Annotated in this window: 17 protein-coding genes; 6 read left to right on the forward strand and 11 right to left on the reverse strand. The window is 65.0% G+C overall.

Annotated features, from left to right (window positions below; translation table 11 throughout):
- Positions 1-2: 2 nt before the first annotated feature.
- From K3172_RS10045 to K3172_RS10055, 3 genes are all read right to left on the reverse strand, one after another.
- The gene (locus tag K3172_RS10045) at positions 3-569 is read right to left on the reverse strand and encodes a NuoB/complex I 20 kDa subunit family protein (protein ID WP_221589648.1); all 567 of its coding nucleotides are present in this window, start codon (positions 567-569) and stop codon (positions 3-5) included.
- A gap of 4 nt (positions 570-573) precedes the next feature.
- Positions 574-948, reverse strand: coding sequence for an NADH-quinone oxidoreductase subunit A (gene ndhC / locus K3172_RS10050; RefSeq protein ID WP_221589650.1), 375 nt, complete (start codon positions 946-948; stop codon positions 574-576).
- Between the two features lie 147 nt (positions 949-1095).
- Positions 1096-2526 (reverse strand): coniferyl aldehyde dehydrogenase, encoded by a 1431-nt coding sequence (locus tag K3172_RS10055; RefSeq protein ID WP_221589653.1) that lies wholly within the window; start codon positions 2524-2526, stop codon positions 1096-1098.
- 89 nt (positions 2527-2615) lie between these two features.
- Here K3172_RS10055 and K3172_RS10060 point away from each other — a divergent pair, with 89 nt between their 5' ends.
- Together K3172_RS10060 and K3172_RS10065 are read left to right on the forward strand one after the other, a co-directional pair.
- The gene (locus K3172_RS10060) at positions 2616-3812 is read left to right on the forward strand and encodes a thiolase family protein (RefSeq protein ID WP_221589655.1); all 1197 of its coding nucleotides are present in this window, start codon (positions 2616-2618) and stop codon (positions 3810-3812) included.
- A 56-nt stretch (positions 3813-3868) separates the two neighbouring features.
- Complete coding sequence (locus tag K3172_RS10065; protein ID WP_221589657.1) at positions 3869-4264, forward strand: hypothetical protein; 396 nt, start codon at positions 3869-3871, stop codon at positions 4262-4264.
- 65 nt (positions 4265-4329) lie between these two features.
- Here the strand turns inward: K3172_RS10065 and K3172_RS10070 are convergent, their stop codons facing one another.
- Entirely contained in the window at positions 4330-4797 is a 468-nt protein-coding gene (locus tag K3172_RS10070; RefSeq protein ID WP_221589659.1) for an SH3 domain-containing protein, read from the reverse strand.
- An 82-nt stretch (positions 4798-4879) separates the two neighbouring features.
- On the opposite strand from K3172_RS10070, the gene K3172_RS10075 reads away from it, so the two are divergent.
- Together K3172_RS10075 and K3172_RS10080 are read left to right on the forward strand one after the other, a co-directional pair.
- Entirely contained in the window at positions 4880-5896 is a 1017-nt protein-coding gene (locus tag K3172_RS10075; protein ID WP_221589661.1) for a 2-hydroxyacid dehydrogenase, read from the forward strand.
- Positions 5897-5950: 54 nt separating this feature from the next.
- Positions 5951-6379 (forward strand): DUF4440 domain-containing protein, encoded by a 429-nt coding sequence (locus K3172_RS10080; protein ID WP_221589663.1) that lies wholly within the window; start codon positions 5951-5953, stop codon positions 6377-6379.
- Positions 6380-6388: 9 nt separating this feature from the next.
- On the opposite strand, the gene K3172_RS10085 is transcribed toward K3172_RS10080, so the two are convergent.
- The 5 genes from K3172_RS10085 to K3172_RS10105 all read right to left on the reverse strand — a co-directional run bounded on the left by K3172_RS10085 (position 6389) and on the right by K3172_RS10105 (position 13200).
- Positions 6389-7795: an NAD(P)H-dependent flavin oxidoreductase gene (locus K3172_RS10085; RefSeq protein ID WP_221589665.1), complete on the reverse strand. Its 1407-nt coding sequence runs from the start codon at positions 7793-7795 to the stop codon at positions 6389-6391.
- Entirely contained in the window at positions 7795-8562 is a 768-nt protein-coding gene (locus tag K3172_RS10090) for a class I SAM-dependent methyltransferase (RefSeq protein ID WP_221589667.1), read from the reverse strand. The genes K3172_RS10085 and K3172_RS10090 overlap by 1 nt, the downstream gene beginning before the upstream one ends.
- The gene (gene prfB / locus K3172_RS10095) at positions 8559-9686 is read right to left on the reverse strand and encodes a peptide chain release factor 2 (protein WP_221589668.1); all 1128 of its coding nucleotides are present in this window, start codon (positions 9684-9686) and stop codon (positions 8559-8561) included. The genes K3172_RS10090 and prfB overlap by 4 nt, the downstream gene beginning before the upstream one ends.
- A gap of 81 nt (positions 9687-9767) precedes the next feature.
- Complete coding sequence (locus K3172_RS10100) at positions 9768-12275, reverse strand: penicillin-binding protein 1A (RefSeq protein WP_221589670.1); 2508 nt, start codon at positions 12273-12275, stop codon at positions 9768-9770.
- A gap of 67 nt (positions 12276-12342) precedes the next feature.
- Positions 12343-13200 (reverse strand): N-acetylmuramoyl-L-alanine amidase family protein, encoded by an 858-nt coding sequence (locus K3172_RS10105; RefSeq protein WP_221589672.1) that lies wholly within the window; start codon positions 13198-13200, stop codon positions 12343-12345.
- A 451-nt stretch (positions 13201-13651) separates the two neighbouring features.
- Between K3172_RS10105 and K3172_RS10110 the strand changes: the two genes are divergently transcribed.
- Positions 13652-16363, forward strand: a complete 2712-nt coding sequence (locus K3172_RS10110; RefSeq protein WP_221589674.1) for an Rne/Rng family ribonuclease — start codon at positions 13652-13654, stop codon at positions 16361-16363.
- Positions 16364-16436: 73 nt separating this feature from the next.
- Here the strand turns inward: K3172_RS10110 and K3172_RS10115 are convergent, their stop codons facing one another.
- Entirely contained in the window at positions 16437-17072 is a 636-nt protein-coding gene (locus tag K3172_RS10115; protein ID WP_345725638.1) for a class I SAM-dependent methyltransferase, read from the reverse strand.
- Positions 17073-17217: 145 nt separating this feature from the next.
- Here K3172_RS10115 and K3172_RS10120 point away from each other — a divergent pair, with 145 nt between their 5' ends.
- Positions 17218-18234 (forward strand): D-alanine--D-alanine ligase family protein, encoded by a 1017-nt coding sequence (locus K3172_RS10120; protein ID WP_221589676.1) that lies wholly within the window; start codon positions 17218-17220, stop codon positions 18232-18234.
- A gap of 12 nt (positions 18235-18246) precedes the next feature.
- Here K3172_RS10120 and K3172_RS10125 read toward each other — a convergent pair whose 3' ends face one another.
- Positions 18247-18975: an SDR family NAD(P)-dependent oxidoreductase gene (locus K3172_RS10125; protein WP_221589678.1), complete on the reverse strand. Its 729-nt coding sequence runs from the start codon at positions 18973-18975 to the stop codon at positions 18247-18249.
- Positions 18976-18997: the final 22 nt, after the last annotated feature.

Here is an 18997-nt window from a genome sequence, read left to right on the forward strand (position 1 = left end):
CCTTACCTCTCGATCGTGCCGACGCGGCGGATCTTGCGCTGCAGCTGCATGACGCCGTAGAGCAGCGCCTCGGCCGTCGGAGGACAGCCGGGCACGTAAATGTCGACCGGAACGATCCGGTCGCAGCCGCGCACGACGCTGTAGCTGTAGTGGTAATAGCCGCCACCATTGGCGCAGCTGCCCATCGAGATCACGTATTTCGGATCCGACATCTGGTCGTAGACCTTGCGCAGCGCCGGGGCCATCTTGTTGCACAGCGTGCCCGCGACGATCATCACGTCCGACTGGCGCGGCGACGCGCGCGGGGCGACGCCGAAGCGCTCCATGTCGTAGCGCGGCATGTTGACGTGGATCATCTCGACCGCGCAGCAGGCGAGGCCGAAGGTCATCCACCACAGCGATCCGGTGCGCGCCCACTGGAACAGGTCCTCGGTCGAAGTGACCAGGAATCCCTTGTCGTTCACTTCGGTCTGGAGCGCGTTGAAATAATCCGCGTCCGGCTGGCGCACTTCACCTGGCTGTGCGGAAGGAACGGCATTCGGCGGGGTGATGATGGTCGACTGGCTCATGCGCTCACTCCCACTCCAGCGCGCCGACCTTCCACGCATAGGCGAGGCCGATCGCGAGTTCGCCGAGGAACACCATCATGGTGATCCAGCCCGGCCAGCCGGTCAGGTCGAGGCTGACCGCCCAGGGAAAGAGGAACGCGGCTTCGAGGTCGAAGATGATGAACAGGATCGCCACGAGGTAGAAGCGCACGTCGAACTGGCTGCGCGGATCTTCGAAGGCGGGGAAGCCGCACTCGTATTCGCTCAGCTTCTCCGCATCGGGATTGTGTGCGCCGGTCAGCCGCGAGACGCCCATTGGCAGAAACACGAAGGCCGCCGACAGCGCCACGGCGATGAACAGGAAGATGAGGATCGGCAGGTATTGTTCGAGGTCGACCACGAATGATTCCTAAGCGGGGGCTTGGTTCGCGCACGCCTCTAGGCCGCTCGGCGGACAGGTGCAAGGGTGCGCAAGGCGCAAATCCTGCACAATCCCGTGCATACGACGCCAGCCCCCTGCCGGACCCTCCGGCAAGGGCCGGGTGCCTCACTTCATCATGGTCTTCACGGCCTTCTCGGTCGCGGCGCCGTAGGGCGGCTTGAACCCGCCGAGCTTGGCCACGTCGATCTTCGGCTGCGTATAAACGCTGCGCGCGTGGCTGAACTCGCGGAAACCTTCGACGCCGTGATAGCTGCCCATGCCCGAGGGGCCGACACCGCCGAAGGGCAGGTCTTCCATAGAGACGTGGAAAATCACGTCGTTCACGGTGACGCCGCCGCTGATCGTCTTGGTGAGGACCTTTTCCCGCTCGCCGGAATCCTCGCCGAAGTAGTAGAGGCCGAGCGGGCGATCGTGTTCGTTCACGTAATCGATCGCCTCGTCGATGCCCTTGTAGGTCTTCACCGGCAGCACCGGACCAAAGATTTCCTCCTGCATCGCCTTCATGTCGTCGGTGACGCCCTTGAGGATCGTCAGCGGCATCTTGCGCTGGTTGGCGTTAGAGAAATCCTCGTTCCCGGGGTTGACCTCGATGACCTCAGCCCCCTTGTCGCGCGCGTCGGCGACGAGGCCCTGCAGCCGGTCGAAGTGGCGGTCGCTGACGACGCTGGCATAGTCTTCGTTCTCGAGCAGCGTCGGATACATATTCGCCGTGCCCTGCCACACGCCGTGGATAGCCTCGTCCTGCTTGCTTTCGGGCACGTAGAGGTAATCGGGTGCGAGGCAGATCTGGCCCGCGTTCATCATCTTGCCGAGGGCAATGCGTTCGCCGGCCTTGGCGAAGTCCGCGCTCTCGCCCATGAACACCGGGCTCTTGCCTCCGAGCTCGAGCGTCACCGGTACGAGGTTCTTCGACGCCGCTTCCATCACGCGGCGCCCGGTGGCGGTCGAACCGGTGAAGACGAGGTGGTCGAACGGCAGCTCGGAAAAAGCCGCCGCCACTTCCGGACCGCCGGTGAAGACCGCGCACTCGTCGGGCGTGAAGTATTCGGCGACCAGCTCCTGCGTCAGCTGGCTGGTCTTCTCGGTGAATTCGCTCGGCTTGATCATCGCCCGATTGCCCGCAGCGAAAACCTGCATAAGCGGACCGAAGCTGAGGTTCACCGGGAAATTCCACGGGCTCAGGATGCCGATCACGCCCTTGGGCTCGTAGCGCAGCTGCGCCTTCGCGCCGAGCAGGCCGAGCGGGAACTGCACATGCCGCTTTTCGGGCCGGGCCCACTTGTCCATGTTCTTGAGGCAATATTTGCCGAAGCTGATCGTGCCCGCGATGTCCGTGATCATCGACTGGTGCGGCGAGCGGTTGCCGAAGTCGGCGCTCATCACCTTGCACAGGTCGTCGCCATGCTTCTTGAGCAGGTTCATCGCGCGCTCGATGCGGTCCTTGCGCAGCGCCATCAGCTCGGGGCGCATCTGGTGGTGGGCGGCGCGCTGCTTGCGCAGGACAGCTTCCATTTCGCTCTTCTTGTCGTCCGCCATCGTATTCTCCCATGGTGCATGTTGCGCCCCAACGGCGCGTGTCCTATCTCGCGCCCACGATATTCCAGAACCAGAGGACCAGCACAAGCATGACCCAGTTCAGCGCAGCCGACCCCGTCGTTATTCTCTCCTACGCCCGCACCCCGATGGGGAGCATGCAGGGTGCCCTCGCCGATGTTTCGGCGACGGACCTTGGGGCGACGGCGGTCAAGGCTGCGGTCGAGCGTTCGGGTGTCGCGGTCGACAAGTTCGATCGCACCTACATGGGCTGCGTCCTTCCAGCCGGCCTCGGCCAGGCACCCGCCCGCCAGGCCTCGATCAAGGCCGGCCTGCCCAAGTCGGTCCAGGCAACCACGGTCAACAAGGTCTGCGGCAGCGGCATGCAGACGGTGATCATGGGCGCCGAAGCCCTCGCCAGCGGCACGGTGGACTACGTCGTCGCCGGAGGCATGGAGAGCATGACCAATGCCCCGTACCTGCTGAAGAAGCATCGCAGCGGCGCGCGCATCGGCCATGACACCGCGTATGACCACATGTTCCTCGACGGGCTTGAAGATGCCTACGAGGAAGGACGCGCCATGGGCACCTTCGCGCAGGACACGGCGAACGAATACCAGCTGACCCGCGAGCAGATGGACGATTACTCGATCGAATCGCTGCGCCGCGCCAACGCCGCGATCGAGAGCGGCGCGTTCGCCGATGAGGTCGTCGCCGTAACTGTGGCGACCCGCAAGGGCGACGTCACCGTGGACACCGACGAAGCGCCCGGTCGCGGCAATCCGGACAAAATCCCGCAGCTGCGCCCCGCCTTCGCCAAGGACGGAACGATCACTGCAGCCACCTCCTCCTCGATCTCGGACGGGGCCGCAGCGGTCGTCCTGACGCGCGAGAGTGTGGCCAGGGCCAATGGCCAGGAGCCGGTCGCGAGGATCGTCGCCATGGCCGCCCATGCGCAGGAGCCGAGCGAGTTTACCGTTGCCCCGGTCGGCGCGATCAACAAGGTGCTCGAAAAAGCCGGCTGGTCGGCAGACGATGTCGACCTTTGGGAAGTGAACGAAGCCTTCGCCTGCGTCGCCATGTTCGCGATGCGCGACATCGGCATCCCGCACGAGAAGATCAACGTCAACGGTGGCGGCACCGCCCTCGGTCATCCCATCGGGGCCAGCGGAACGCGGATTATCGTGACGCTCCTCAATGCGCTCAAGCAGCAGGGCAAGAAGCGCGGCATCGCCTCGCTCTGCATCGGCGGCGGCGAAGCGACAGCGGTGGCCGTCGAACTCGCCTGAATTCTCCGGGCACTTCCCCGCCGCGTGCGCGTTGATGCCGCGAAAGGGGAAGTGTCTTGAAGAAGCTGTTTTTGACCGCCGCGGCCTGTGTCGCTCTCGCCGCCTGTGGATCGAACGAGGAGCCCGCACCGGCTCCGGTCGATACGAGCGTTCCCGAAGTCGGGACGACCGCGACCGGCGACATGACCGGTACGTACGAAATCCAGATGGCCGATGGCACGGTAACCCGCCAGACGATCAACGCCGATGGCACCTATGTCGACTCGACCGTCGACGGCACCGAAACCGAACGCGGTACATGGCGTCAGGAGGGCGCGCAGATGTGCTTCGATCCGGCCGGCGACGAGGCCGAAGCCTGCTATGCGGGCGGCGCGCCAGGCGAAGATGGTAGCTTCGAAATGCGTGACGCAGGCGGCTCCGTGGTTTCCACGGTACGCAAGGTCGAGGGCTAGGCTTCGCGAACAGGATTAGAAGATCCGAAAGGGCGGCCTCCGGGTCGCCCTTTTTTGTCAGGGTGTCAGGGCTCGCCCGCGCCCCACAGGCGCGGTTGCTCGATCCACCCCTTTCGGTTGCCGATGGTGATTTCACACCACCCGCTCTCGCACTCTCCGAGCAACCCGTTGACTCCGGGCTCGACCTGCCATTTCAAGCCAGCGGCGGCCGACGGGCCGTCGCGCATGGAAGCCGACCCTTCACCAGTCACGATCGCCCCGCGATCGGGGCTCAGCAGCCTGGCGACCACCCACCCCTTGTCTCCTGCCGGATCCTCGATCAGGCGCCAGCCTTCCATCACGCGAATGACCTTAACCGGAAGCCCGGGGCGGCGATAAACCCAGGCGATCTTGTAATCTGCGCTCGGTCCGACTCGCATGTTGAGCTCGCTCGCACGGATCGTCGCCCAATAGGGCACCTCGCGGTCCTGCGCGGAGGCAGGTCCGGACAGACCGGCAAGGAGTGCTAGAACGAACAGGAGGCGCGCGACCATGCGTGTTCCCATAGCGGATTCGCATGGCGGGCGGCAACCGCGCTTGACCATCTGCCCACGCTCGCCTTAGCGCTATGCTAGTATGACCCACACCAGCGATCCTGTCACTAAACGCCTGACCCGCACGCCGCGCGTCTTCGTTACTCGCCACCTGATGCCCTCGGTCGAAGAGCGCATGGGCGAATTGTTCGATGTGACGCTGAACACGGACGATATGCCGCTCTCCCGCGAAGAGCTGGTTGCCGCGATGAAGGACTGCGACGTGCTGGTCCCGACCGTCACCGATCGCATCGATGCCGACATGATCGCGGAAGCCGCGGAAAATCTGGGCCTGATCGCCAATTTCGGTGCCGGGACGGAGCATCTCGCGCTCAAGGCGGCACATGCGCGACACATCATGGTCACGAATACCCCCGGCGTCTTCACGGACGACACCGCCGATATCGCCATGGCGGGCATCATCGGCGTCCCGCGCCGGGTTCGCGAAGGGGTACAACTGATCCGCAGCGGCCAGTGGAGCGGGTGGACGCCCACGGCGCTGCTCGGCACGAAGCTTGCAGGAAAGGTACTCGGCATCGTCGGTATGGGCCGCATCGGCCAGGCCGTCGCCCATCGCGCCCGCGCCTTCGGGTTGAAGATCACCTATCACAACCGCAAGCGCCTGCCCGAAGCGGTCGAGCGGATGTTCGACGCTACCTATGTCGAGAGCCTCGACGCGTTGCTCGCCGGTGCCGATATCGTGACGCTTCATTGTCCGGCCGGGCCGGGCACCCGGCAAATGATCGACGCAGGGCGGATCGGCATGATGAAAACCGGGGCCAGCCTCATCAATACGGCCCGCGGCGACCTCGTCGACCAGGAGGCACTGATCGCGGCGCTGGAAAGCGGCCACCTCTCCGGCGCGGGCCTCGACGTCTATCCCGACGAACCCCATGTCGATCGCCGCCTCATCCGTCATCCCAACGTGATGACCCTCCCCCATATAGGCAGCGCGACGCGCGAAGGGCGCGAGGAATCGGGTATGAAGGTAATCGCCAACATCCGCATGTGGGCCGACGGGCACAGGCCCCCCGACCAGGTCCTGACCGGGCTCGATTGACGGCGAACGAAGGCCGCTTGTCTTTGGCCGTCAGGCCTGTAACGCTCGCAATCCATGGACGAATTCTCAGCAAGAATTGAAGCGCTCGAACACCTGTGGATGCGATCGTGGATGCAACGCGACCGCAACCAGATGAAGAGCCTCGCCGCGCGGGATTTCATTTTCCTGCTCGGCTCGCACAAGCCGGTCATCCTGGATCGCGCGAGCTGGCTGGAAGCTGCGACCACCCGTTTCCGCTGCACCGGCTATCGGTTCGACGAGGTCTACGTCCGCAAGCACGGCAATGTCGCCCTCTTCGCCACGCGGCTCGGCCTCGAGGCTTCGGTCGAAGACCACGACTGGAGCGGCGACGGCTGGGTCGTCGACCTGTGGCAGAAGGCCAAAGTCAGCCGCAAATGGAAGCTCGTCGAACGCACCCTCTCGCGGCCGGATACGGACGAGAGGATGCCCGACGCGATCCGCGCGATGCAGCTGTGGCGCTGAGCGCCCGGCTCAATCCCCCGTCAGGATCCGCTCGACCAGTTCCTTCACCGTCGGGGTGAAGTTGTTCGAGTAGAAGGGGTCCTGCTTGAAGCGGTAGGCCGCATGGCCGGCGAAGGCGAGGTTCTCGTCCGGGTCGCCGCCGTGGGCGATGTCCTGCAGGGTCTTCTGGATGCAGAAGCTGCGCGGGTCCGCAAGACGGCCGGTGGTGTGGTCGTCGTGGTCCTTCCAGCTCGAGAACTGGCAGTGCGAGAGGCAGCCCATGCAGCCCTGCTGGTCGGCGCGGATCTGTTCGGCGCTTTCGGGCGTGACGAAGACCACGGTGTTGTCCGGCGTCTTCAGGGGCTCGGTGAAGCCCTCGTGGATCCAGGCGAGCGCCTTGCGCTGGTCGCCGGGGTGCACGAAGAAGTACTTCGCCTTGCCGTGATCGAGCAGCGGGATCGTGCCCTCTTCCTCGTCGCGCTTGAAGATCGGGATCTGCCGCTCGCTGCGGTGCATGAGATCGTAGAGGAACGGCGTCTTCACCGCAGAGGAATAGAACCCCGTCGGCGAGAACTTGTGCAGCAGCACGTCGCCCGGCTCGACCGTGCGCAGCATGTCCTTCCAGACCTGCGGGATCGGGCTTTCGTGCGTCAGCAGCGGGCGGGTGCCGAACTGGAAGGCGATCTTGCCGAGTTCCGGATTGTCGATCCAGTTCTCCCATTCGCGCAGGAACCACACGCCGCCAGCCATGACGATCGCGGTGTCTTCGGACACACCCTCGGCGCGCATGGTGTCGCGCAGCGCCTTGACGCGGGGATAGGGATCCTCCGGCCTGGTGGGGTCCTCGGCGTTGGACAGGCCATTGTGCCCGCCAGCCAGCCAGGGATCTTCGTAGACCACTGCCGCCAGCAGCTCGGGGACCTTGGAATAGCTGCGCTTCCACAGCGCCCGGAAAGCGCGCGCGGAGGACACGATCGGGAGATAGTTCACGTTGTAGCGCTGGGCGATCTCCGCCAGCTTGTACGGCATGCCCGCACCGCAGGTGACGCCGGTGATCTTGTCGGCGCAGTTGTCGAGGACGCCTTCCAGCACTTGTTGCGCCCCGCCCTGCTCCCACAGGACGTTGATGTTGATGGCACCCTTGCCGTCGGCAATCTCGTAGGCACGATTGACCTGCTCGGTGGCGCCATCGATGGCGTAGCGCACCAATTGCTCGAAGCGTTCCTTGCGGGTGGCCTGCGGGTAGACCTGCGGGATCGGATTGCCGTCCTCGTCATAGCTGTCGGCATTCACCGCGCTCACCGTGCCGATGCCGCCGGCAGCGGCCCAGGCGCCCGAACTCATGTGATTCGTCGCCGAGACACCCTTGCCCCCTTCGATCAGCGGCCAGACTTCCTTGCCGCCGTAAACGATCGGGCTCAACCCCTTGAAACTCATTATACTTTCTCTCTTTTCGTTGGGCGCTTCTTCAGCGCCTCCCCCAGCGCGGCACGGTCGCCGCGGCAGGGCTCGATCTCTCCAGGCTCGGGCCTCGTAGCCGCTGCCTTGAACTGTGCATAGTAACCCAGCAACTCGGGCGCGTCCTTGAAGGCGACAAGTTCGTAGCCAACGCGTTCCATCTCGCAGGACAATAGAAGCGGATCGATGCCGTGCTGGTCGGTCGGCCGGTCGATATCCACCACGATGACCTGCCCGCCTTCGCGCAAGGACGGCCACATGCGCCAGAGGAACTCGTAGGGCTGCTCGATTTCGTGGTACATGTGGACCATGAAGATGCGGTCGAAGCTGTTTGCGGGCAGTCGCGGGTCGTCGGGCTGACCGAGCCGGATCGAGACATTGTCTAGCCGCTGGCGTTCGACGCGCCGCCCGAGCCGTGCCAGGGCGTCACTATCGATGTCCTGCGCCAGCACCCGACCGCCTTTGCCCACCCGTTCGGCGAGCCGGACGGTGTAGTAGCCGTTCCCGGCGCCGATATCGGCGACGGTCATGCCCTCTGCCAGTTCCGCGAGGTCCATCACGGTCTGTGCTTCGCCGCGGCTGTCGCGCTGGGTTTCGCTGGCAACGGAATAGGTGCCGATGGTCGAAACGGACCTGTCGGGAGCGGGAAAAGACTGCTCCTCGTTATCGGGCCCGGTCACGGTAAACCCGTCGCAGGCGGCAAGGCTGGCTGCGAGAAGGGGGATCAGAGCGAGGCCGAGCCTCACTCCGCGTCCTCCACCTCGACCGTTTCACCGGTGACCCGCTGGGCGAGCGCGGCGGAAATGAACGGGTCGAGCGCGCCATCGAGCACGTCGTCGGGCGTCGGCGAGGTCACACCGGTGCGCAGGTCCTTCACCATCTGGTACGGCTGGAGGACATAGCTGCGGATCTGGTGACCCCACCCGATATCGCTCTTTTCCTGATATTCGCCCGAGGCCGCCGCCTCACGCTCGGCCATCTCGCGCTCGAACAGGCGCGCCTTGAGCATGTTCATGGCGATTTCGCGGTTCTTGTGCTGGCTGCGGTCCTGCTGGCTCGCCACCACGATCCCTGTCGGCTGGTGCGTGATACGGACCGCGCTGTCGGTCGTGTTGACGTGCTGGCCGCCTGCGCCCGACGCGCGATAGGTGTCGACCTTGAGGTCGGCCGGATTGATCGCGATGTCGATGTTGTCGTCGATGACCGGATAGACCCAGACCGAACTGAAGCTGGTGTGGCGCCGCGCCGAACTGTCGTAAGGGCTGATGCGGACCAGGCGGTGGACACCGCTTTCGGTCTTGGCATAGCCATAGGCGTTGTCGCCCTTGATCAGCAGCGTCGCGCTCTTGATCCCGGCCTGGTCGCCCGCCTGATATTCCACCGTATCGACCTTGAAGCCGCGCCGTTCGGCCCAGCGGGCGTACATGCGCAGCAGCATTTCCGCCCAGTCCTGGCTTTCGGTCCCGCCCGCACCGGCGTGAATTTCGAGATAGGTATCGTTGCCGTCGGCTTCGCCGGAAAGCAGGGCCTGCACCTTGTCGCGATCCGCGCGCTCGGCGAGCCCCGCCAGCGTATCGAGGCCCTCGCGCTCGACCTCGGCATCGCCCTCGGCCTCGCCCATGTCGACGAATTCGACGGCATCGGCCATCTCGCTCTCGATCTCGCGCACCGTGTTGATCGCGGTTTCGAGACGCTTCTGTTCCTGGGTGATGGCCTGCGCCTGCTTGGGATCGTCCCACAGCGTCGGATCCTGCACGCGCGCATCGAGTTCGTCGAGACGACGCAGGGCGCGCTCCCAGTCGAGCGACTGGCGCACCAGCGACAGGGCTGCTTCGATCCTCTCGATATGGGCCTGCCCTTCGGCACGCATGGAAAATTCCTTCACATTGATCTGGCACCGCCAACTAGCGCGCGGGCGGCGATTGTAAACCCGGAGGGACGGGATCGGGGGCTAGTAGATGCCGCCCTGCTCTTCGACGAAGTCGTCCGGCCGGCCTTCGGCCTGAGGGCGCGGTTTCTCTCCCGGACCCTGCCGGGCGCGGCGGATCAGTTCGAGGATTTCCGTGCGCTTGGCAGCGATCGCATCCGACCGGGTGGAGCGCGGCGGTTCCGTATCGGGCTTGAAGGCTTCCCAGATAACCGCAGCGGTCGGCTCGTCGGACGGCGTCCCCTCGAACACGCGCTTGCCCGTACGGCGGTCGATCTTGACCATGCGCACACCGGGAGGAGCAACGAAGTCTTCGGCCGTCCAGCGATCACGCGTGGCTTCGACGAAGCGTTTCATGATCGGCGCGGCGGTGTTGCCGCCCTGTACCCACCCGCCGAGATTGCGTGGGTTGTCGAAGCCGACATACATCCCTGCGATGATGTCCGGCGTGCCGCCGACAAACCAGGCATTGGTGGGACCGTTGGTGGTGCCGGTCTTGCCGAACAGCGGCAATTCGAGGCTCCGCAGCCGGACGGCCGTGCCGCGGGTCACGACGCCCTGCAGCATATGCACCACCTGGAACGCGGTACGCGGGTCGAGCACCTGTTTGCCCCGCAGGTCGAAGCGCGGCATCGGCTGCCCGTCCCACTGCTCCATGTTGCAGCCGGTGCATTCGCGCTTGTCCGCGCGGTAGATGACCTTGCCGCGGCGGTCCTGCACGTAGTCGATCACCGTGCCTTCGGTCTGGCGGCCCCAGTTGGCCAGCGCCGCATAGGCATTGACCATCCGTGCAACCGTCGTGTCGCCCGCACCGAGCGCGAAGGAGTAGTAGGGATCGTAGTCGCCGATCCCGACACGTTTGATCGTCTGGACCACGTTCTGCATGCCGGTCGTGTCGGCAATGTGGACGGTCATGAGGTTGCGGCTCTGTTCGAGGCCCCAGCGCATGGTATGGACACCGCCGCCGCCGCCGCCGAAGTTGCGGAAGCATTTCTCGCCCAGACCCGCCCCTTGCCAAACGCAGAAGGTCTGGTCGGGCACTTCGGTGGCCGGGGTCATGCCGTGGTCGAGCGCCGATGCATAGACGAACGGCTTGATGGTCGAGCCGGGCTGGCGCTCCGCCTGGGTCGCGCGGTTGAAAGCGCCCAGACGGCTGTCGAAGCCGCCCTGCATGGCGACAATACGGCCCGTCTGCGGAGCCTGCGCGAGAAACCCGCCCGAGACTTCCGGAACGCCGCGCAGGCGATAGCCGTTGCCGGACTTGGTCGCGGCGGCGACGTCGCCCACCTTGATCGAGGTCGGCGCGCCGAGCAGCGGATAGTCCTCGCCATCGGTGAAGCCGATCTTTGGCGCACTGCCTGCTTCGGTGATTACCCCGACCCGCCAGTCTTCGTAATTGATCGAGATATTGGAGGAAGCCAGCTGCGAATGCAGGTCGCCATTCTCGGGATTGAGCGTGGCGATCGCCCCGGTGTAACCGCGGTTGCCATGATAGCTCAGCAACTGCGCGCGCAGGGCATCGCGTGCCGCATCCTGCAATTCGGTGTCGAGCGAGGTGCGCACCCAGAGGCCGCCCGCGTACACGCTGTTGCCGCCGTCCTCTGCGGTTTCGCCGAAGCGGTCGATCAGCTGGCGACGAACTTCCTCGAGGAAGTATCCGGCGTCGGCGGACCGTTCGCTGCGTTGCTGGACGAGGCCGAGCGGCTGGCGCTTCGCGGTCGCCGCATCGGCAGCGCTGACGAAGCCGTTGGCAACCATCTGGTCGAGCACGAAATTGCGGCGCTCGATCGCCATGTCGACGTAGCGCGCCCGCCCATAGCGCTCGGGCGCCTTGGGCAGGATCGCGAGGAACGCGGTTTCATGCAGATCGAGATCGCCGACGTCCTTGTCGAAATAGGCGCGGGCGGCCGCCTGCACGCCGAAGCTGCGACGACCGAGCGGAATCTCGTTGAGGTAGAGTTCGAGGATCTCCTGCTTGGTCAGCACGCTCTCGATACGGGTCGCAAGGATCATTTCCTTGAGTTTGCGCGTCACCGAATACTCGTCGCCAAGCAGCAGGTTCTTGGCGACCTGTTGCGTGATGGTCGACCCGCCGACCGCGCGCTCCCCCGAACCGAACTTCGTGGCATAATCGACTACCGCGCCAAGGGTGCCGGTAATGTCCACCCCGCCATGCGTGAAGAAGGTCTTGTCCTCGGCCGAGAGGTAGGCCTGGATCATCTGCTGCGGGAAATCGCCATATTGCAGCTGGACGCGCCGCTCGCGGGCGTAGGAGTGCACGATCTCGCCGTCGACACCGCGGACCACGGTGGGCAGCGGCGTCTCGTAATCGAGCAGCGATTCCGCGTCGGGCAGGTTGCGAGCCAGCGTCGCCCAGGCGAGGACCAGCAGCGCCACTGCAAGCCCGGCAGCATAGCTCGTCACGCGCAACTTCTGGTTGCTCGACCAGTTCTCCTTGAACCAGGCGGCAAGCCGCTGCGGATCGCCCGTCAGACGGTGGCGGTAATAGTCGAGAGTCGATTGTTCGGACATGGCTGGCGGACGCCTCTAGCATGCCCTTTCTGCAAATCGCCAGAACAAGAATCCCCGCGCTGCAGAATTACTGCTGGCGGGCGAAATAGATGCGGATCGCACGGGCGATCGTCTGCGCGAACAGCGCCCGACCCTCATCGGAGGATAACCGCCGCGCTTCGTCTTCGTTCGTGATGAACCCGCTTTCGAACAGCACCGATGGCACGTCGGGCGCACGCAGGACCTTCAGCGCGGCGGATCGCACGGGTTGTGGGTGGAAGCGCAGGTTGTCCTCGCCTTCGCGCCGGATAAGCCGCGCCAGTTCGGCAGATTGCTCCTGCGTGCGCCGCTGCGACAATTCGACGAGGATCGTGCTGACCGCATCGCTCTGGTCGCCCAGTTCGACCCCGTTGAGCCGGTCCGAAGCGTTCTCCCGCTCGGCGAAGCGGGCTGCCGCCTCGCTCGATGCCTCGTTGGAGAGCGTATAGATACTCGCCCCGACAACCTCGTCCGCATCGCCGGCGCTGTCGGCATGGATCGAGATGAAGAGGTCGGCATCGAGCCGCCGCGCGATCTCGTATCGCTCCGCGTGGAGCAGGTAGCGATCGTCGTTGCGGGTGAGCGCAACGCGCACCCTGCCCTGTGCCTCCAGTTCATCCTTCAGGGCACGGGCAAGCGAGAGCACGAGATCCTTCTCGACAAGACCCTGCCCCGAGGCGCCGGGATCGTGGCCGCCATGGCCGGCATCGATCACCACGAGCGGCAGGCTTTCGTCCCCGTCCACATCGGGCAATTCGAGGGTATTCATCGCCCGAGGCAGCGCGATCCGCTGCACGTAGCCGCGTCCGAGTTCGGGCAGCGGAAGGCGCATGCCGGTTACCATCAGTCCGGCAAGTATCGCCAGCGGAAGCACAATCAGGGCAAGGATTTGCGCGCGGCTCGACATTTCGGCCGATTTGTTAGGGCTATGTTGTGCAAACACGCAATATGGTTGCCGTGTGAAACCCACGGTGCTAGCGATGCACCAGCGGCATCCCGATGCCTCCGATCGGCGCGAAAATCCGCGACGAAGAGGGTCACCGGGGTCTCCCGCTCCCACCGGTCCCGTGCCCCAAGGCGCATGGATCGCAAGCAATACAGGTTGATGCCGGACATGCCCCGTTCCTCCCCGACACTCGCAGCGCAGGCCACCGGCCCCGCCGCGTTTTCGTCGGGCCGGACAGCGCAGACAATGCGCAGGGGCGTCCACGCAGTCACGAATACCCGGCGCCTTGCAGCACTGCGCGGCGACCGGTCTCTTAACGCCGCGACTTCCGGATACGGACGCGGAAATCCCAACATGATGTGCCGCGCAGAGGCAGGGTCCGCCCCGCCCCGCAGCGGCTGGAGAATACTACATGGCAACGCGCATGCTTATCGATGCGCGCCACCAGGAAGAAACCCGGGTGGCGGTCCTCAAGGGAAACCGGATTGAGGAGTTCGATTTCGAATCTGCCGATCACAAGCAGATCAAGGGCAATATCTATCTCGCGAAAGTAACCAGGGTCGAACCGTCGCTGCAGGCGGCCTTCGTCGACTTCGGCGGCAATCGCCACGGGTTCCTCGCCTTCAGCGAAATCCACCCCGACTATTACCAGATTCCCAAAGAAGACCGCGAAGCACTGCTCGCGGCCGAGGCCGAAGTGGCCGAGGAAGAAGCCCGCCTGCGCGCCGAAGAGGAAGAGCGCGGCGAAATGCCCGGCGATGAATACGATGCCGAGGACGAAAGCGCCGAAGCGCTGGCCGAAGACCTCGCCGAAGACGGGCTCGAGGAAGTCGACACTTCCGACAAGGACGATGTCGCCACGATCGAGGAAGGTCATCTCGACGGCGACGAGGATGACGACGAGGACGACGACGACGCCGACGAGACCGAGGATAGCGACGGCAAGTCCAGCGGGCGCGGTCGCGGCCGCGGTCGCGGGCGCCGCCAGGGCAAGGGTGGCCGCACCCGCGCCAAGGAAGTCGACGAAGCGCGCGCCAAGCGCATGGCGCTGCGTCGCCGCTACAAGATCCAGGATGTCATCCAGCGCCGCCAGGTCCTGCTGGTCCAGGTCGTCAAGGAAGAGCGCGGGAACAAGGGCGCTGCCCTCACCACCTACCTGAGCCTCGCCGGCCGCTACACCGTGCTCATGCCGAACAGCAGCCACGGCGGCGGCATCAGCCGCAAGATATCGAGCGCGAGCGACCGCAAGCGCCTGAAGCAGATCGTCGGCGATCTCAGCCTACCCAAGTCGATGGGCCTGATTGTCCGCACCGCCGGACTCAGCCGCACCAAGCCCGAAATCAAGCGCGACTTCGACTACCTCGCCCGCCTGTGGGACGAGATTCGCGAAAAGACGCTGTCCTCCTCCGCTCCGACGCTGATCCATTCGGACAGCGACCTGATCAAGCGGGCGATCCGCGACATCTACAACAAGGAGATCGAGGAAGTCGTCGTCGAAGGCGATGATGGCTATAAGTCGGCCAAGGAATTCATGAAGCTGCTGATGCCCAGCCACGCGCGCCGGGTGAAACAGTATGCGGACCCGGTGCCGCTGTTCCAGCGCTATGGCGCGGAAGACCAGCTCAAGGCGATGTACGACCCGGTCGTGCAGCTGAAGAGCGGCGGTTACCTCGTGATCAACCCGACCGAAGCGCTGGTTTCGATCGACATCAACTCGGGCCGCTCCACCAAGGAGCACAATATCGAGCAGACCGCGCTGCACACCAATCTCGAGGCCGCGCGCGAAATCGCCCGCCAGCTGCGCCTGCGCGACATGGCCGGCCTCGTCGTCATCGACTTCATCGACCAGGAGCACCACTCCAACACCCGCAAAGTCGAGAAGGCGATGAAGGAAGCGCTGAAGAACGACCGTGCGCGCATCCAGGTCGGCCGCATCTCGAGCTTCGGCCTGATGGAAATGAGCCGCCAGCGCCTGCGCACCGGCGTGCTCGAAGCCACGACCCGCGATTGCCCGCATTGCGACGGCACCGGTCTCGTCCGCACTGCCAGCTCGGCGGGCCTCAGCGCGCTGCGCCTGATCGAAGAGGAAGCGGCCAAGGGCAAGGGCACGATCATCACCCTCGCCGCCAGTACCGAGGCCGCAGTTTACCTGCTCAACGAAAAGCGCGCCGATCTCATGGAGATCGAAGAGCGTTATGGCGTGACCGTGGTCGTGCGGCCCGAAGGCGAGGAGGAAGGCGCGAAAATGAGCGTCGGCAGCTCCGGCCCGCGCCCGACCCACGTGCCCAGGTTCGAGACTATCGTCGAGGACGAAGAGGCTGAGGACGAGCCCGAAACCGAAGCCTATGACGACGAGGACGAGGACGAGGACGGCGCAGAGGACGATCGTCCGAAGAAGAAGCGCCGCCGCCGCCGGGGTGGCCGTGGCCGCAACAAGCGCCGCGATCAGGACGAGGATTCCGAAGACGATACCGATAGCGATGCCGACGAGGCCGCCGTCGAGAACGGCGACGACGAGCAGGGTGCCGATGATGACGAGGACAAGCCCAAGAAACGTCGCCGCCGTGGCGGACGTCGCCGGGGCGGTCGCGGTCGCGGCGGCAATGCCGAAGACGGCAATGTCGAAGACGGCAATGCCGAAGACGGCACCGACATGGAGGCGCTCGCAGAGGTTTCCGAACAGGTAGTCGAAGACATGGCGGTGGTCGCAGGGCCGGACGACGCCCCGGAAACCGCGGAAGCGGCTGCCGAGGAGGAAGCGCCCAAGCCCAAGAAACGCACCCGCAAGAAGAAGGCGGACGTCGAGGCCGACACCATGGCCGAAACCGAAGCGTCGGCCCCCGCTGAAGCCACGGAAGAAAAGCCGAAGCCCAAGCGCACCCGCAAGAAGAAGGTGGAAGACGCCCCGGCAGCGGAAGCCGTGGCGGATGCACCAGCCGCAGAAGAGGCTCCGAAGCCCAAGCGGACCCGCAAGAAGAAGGCCGATGCCGCGCCGAAGGCCGACGCTCCGGCCGAGACCGAAACGGTCGAGCAGCCGGCGGTGCCAGCCGCCGACGAGGGCGGTGCCGAAGACGAGACGAAGCCGCGCCGCGGCTGGTGGCAGCGGACTTTCGGCGAGAGCTGATTTTCGAGCCACGGCAAACGCGAAAAACCCTCCGGCGCCACGGCACCGGAGGGTTTTTTCTGTCAGCCCTACTTCACGCGCCTTCCTTGCGCGCCACGCCCCATTCCATCCAGCCCATGACCCTGGGGGCCTTGGGCAGATAGGCTTGCCCGAGCGGCTCGACCGCAAAGCCCGCGCCGCGCAGGGCCGATCCGATCGGACGGGTCAGGTGGCAGCCGCCTGCCAGCGGCTTCCACACCGGCTCGATGCGCTCCTGCCAGGCGGCCACGCCCGGATCGGGGGCGCGCCCGTGTTCGAGAAACAGCAGGCGGCCGCCGGGCCGCAGGATTCGGCGCAATTCGGACAATACCCTCGCCGGGTCGTCGACCGAGCACAACGTGTAGGTGCAGACCGCAGTGTCGAAGCTGGAATCGCGGAAGGGAATGTCCTCTCCGACCCCTTGCCGCAGATCCACCTCCCAACCCTTGCGCAGAGCCTGGGCACGCGCACCGTCGAGCAGCTTGGCATGCGGATCGATCCCGCTGAACGCGGTGACCGCGTCGGCATCGTAGAGCTTCTGGTTCAGTCCGCCCCCGCACCCGATCTCGAACACCTGCCCGCGCGCAAGCGGTACGACCATTCGGCGGCGATCCTCGATTTCCGGCTGCCCGCAGGCGAGCGTGATCAGCCGGGGCATGACATGTGCGTCGTACCAGGTCTTCAATCCCACGCCGCTCTCCTCAAACCGGCGATATCCGGGACTTACGCTATCGCGTTTCTGCGATGCGGCAAGCGAATTCTGAGGGCCAAAAAAGGGATGGCGGCATATCGACGGGAGGCGTAAAGCGCGCGAAACGAACAGGACCGGGTAACCTATGAGCTCAGAAATCGCACCGCTTCGCATCCCCGAAGAAGCCAAGGAACGGATCCGGATGCTGTTCATGGCCAAGCACGCGCTGTTCGGCGGCGGCATGCATCCCGAAGACGGCAACCACGCGATCTACCACCACGAGGTCCGCTCCACGCTGGAGGGACTCGGTCTCAACCTCCAGCTTGCGAACACCTACGACGTGCTCTTCCAGAAGCCGGACGTGGATTTCGTCTTCCCCCTGCTCAATCGCGGTGGGTTCGTGAACAGCGAGATGCTGATCCCGATCCTGTGCAACAAGCACGGCATCCCCTATCTCGGCGCGATGCCGTTCCTGCGCGGGCTGGGCGACGACAAGTCGGTCTCCAAGCTGGTCTGCGACCACGCCGGCGTGCCGACTGCACCGTGGTTCTGCTATCGCCGCGGCGCACCGGTGCTGGAGAAGGACCTCCCGGCCAAGGATGCCGGACGCTGGGTGATCAAGCCCAACGCGTCCTCCGCCAGCTGGGGCATCACCGACGCCCACGAATGGACCGAAGTCGCAAACGCCATCTGGCACATCCATACCGAAGGCCATGACGCGATCGTCGAGCCGTATCTCGACGGTTACGACATCCAGTGCGCCTTCATCACGCTCCATGACGAACCCGTCGCCCTGCCCATGCTGTGGTACGAACGCGAGGACACCCAGCGCCTGTGGACCTATTACGAGAAGCGCGATCTCGTCGAGAACAAGGAAAAGGCGGCGCTCAAGCGGTTCGAGCATGCCGAATTCGCGCCGCGGATCGAGGCGATGGCGCGCAAGGTCGCACAGGAATTCGTGCCCTTCGACTATGGCCGGATCGAGTTCCGCCTCGACCTGAATACCGGCGACATCAATTTCATCGAGATCAACCTCAACTGCAACCTGTGGTCGGAAAAGGTCATGGCCAAGGCCGCGGCCCAGGCGGGCTTCAGCCATGCCGACCTGCTCGAGACCTTGCTAGCGGAGAGCTGGCGGCGCAACGGCCTTATCGCCGGCTGAGGCCCTCTATACCTAGTCGGGTACAGGCGCTCCCTTCCAGTCGAAGACCTTGCCGCTGTCCTGCGGCGAAAGCCGGTCTATGACGGCCAGCAGGTTTTGCGCCGCTTCGCTCGGAGTGGTCAGCTGGCCCTCGGGCAGATTGCCCTGGAAGGGCTCGGACAGCGCGGTGTCTACGGTACCGGGATGAAGTCCCGCCACGATGGCGTGCTTATGGGTGCGGCCGAGCTCGATGGCGAAGTTCCGCAACAGCATGTTGAGCGCCGCCTTGCTTGCCCGGTAACTGTGCCACCCGCCAAGGCGGTTGTCGCCGAGCGACCCGACGCGCGCCGAGAGCGCGGCAAAGACGGATCGCTCGCTGCGATCGAACAGTGGCAGCACATGTTTGGCAACCAGCGCCGGGCCGATCGTGTTGAGCCGAAATACCCGCTCCATGGCCGCGCCATTGAGCGACCGGTACGTCCGTTCGGGGCCGGTCGCGTCCTCCAGCGTCAGCACGCCGCTCGCCACGATCACGAGATCCGGTGGCGCATCCTGCATCAGCCCTGCCGCGCGCTCGATGCTGGGCTCGTCGGTCAGGTCGAAGCGAAAACCTCTCGCGCCCGCCAGACCGGTCTCTCCGGACCGGCAGCCGGCCCAAACCTCTATCCCGCGACCGACGAGCGCTTCGCAAAGCGCCCTGCCGATCCCCCCGCTCGCGCCGAAAACGGCCGCCCGCCGAAATGACTTGTGTGGGTCCTCCATGTTTCCCAGACCGCTGAGACCG

Source organism: Qipengyuania proteolytica (assembly GCF_019711565.1).
Taxonomy (GTDB): domain Bacteria; phylum Pseudomonadota; class Alphaproteobacteria; order Sphingomonadales; family Sphingomonadaceae; genus Qipengyuania; species Qipengyuania proteolytica.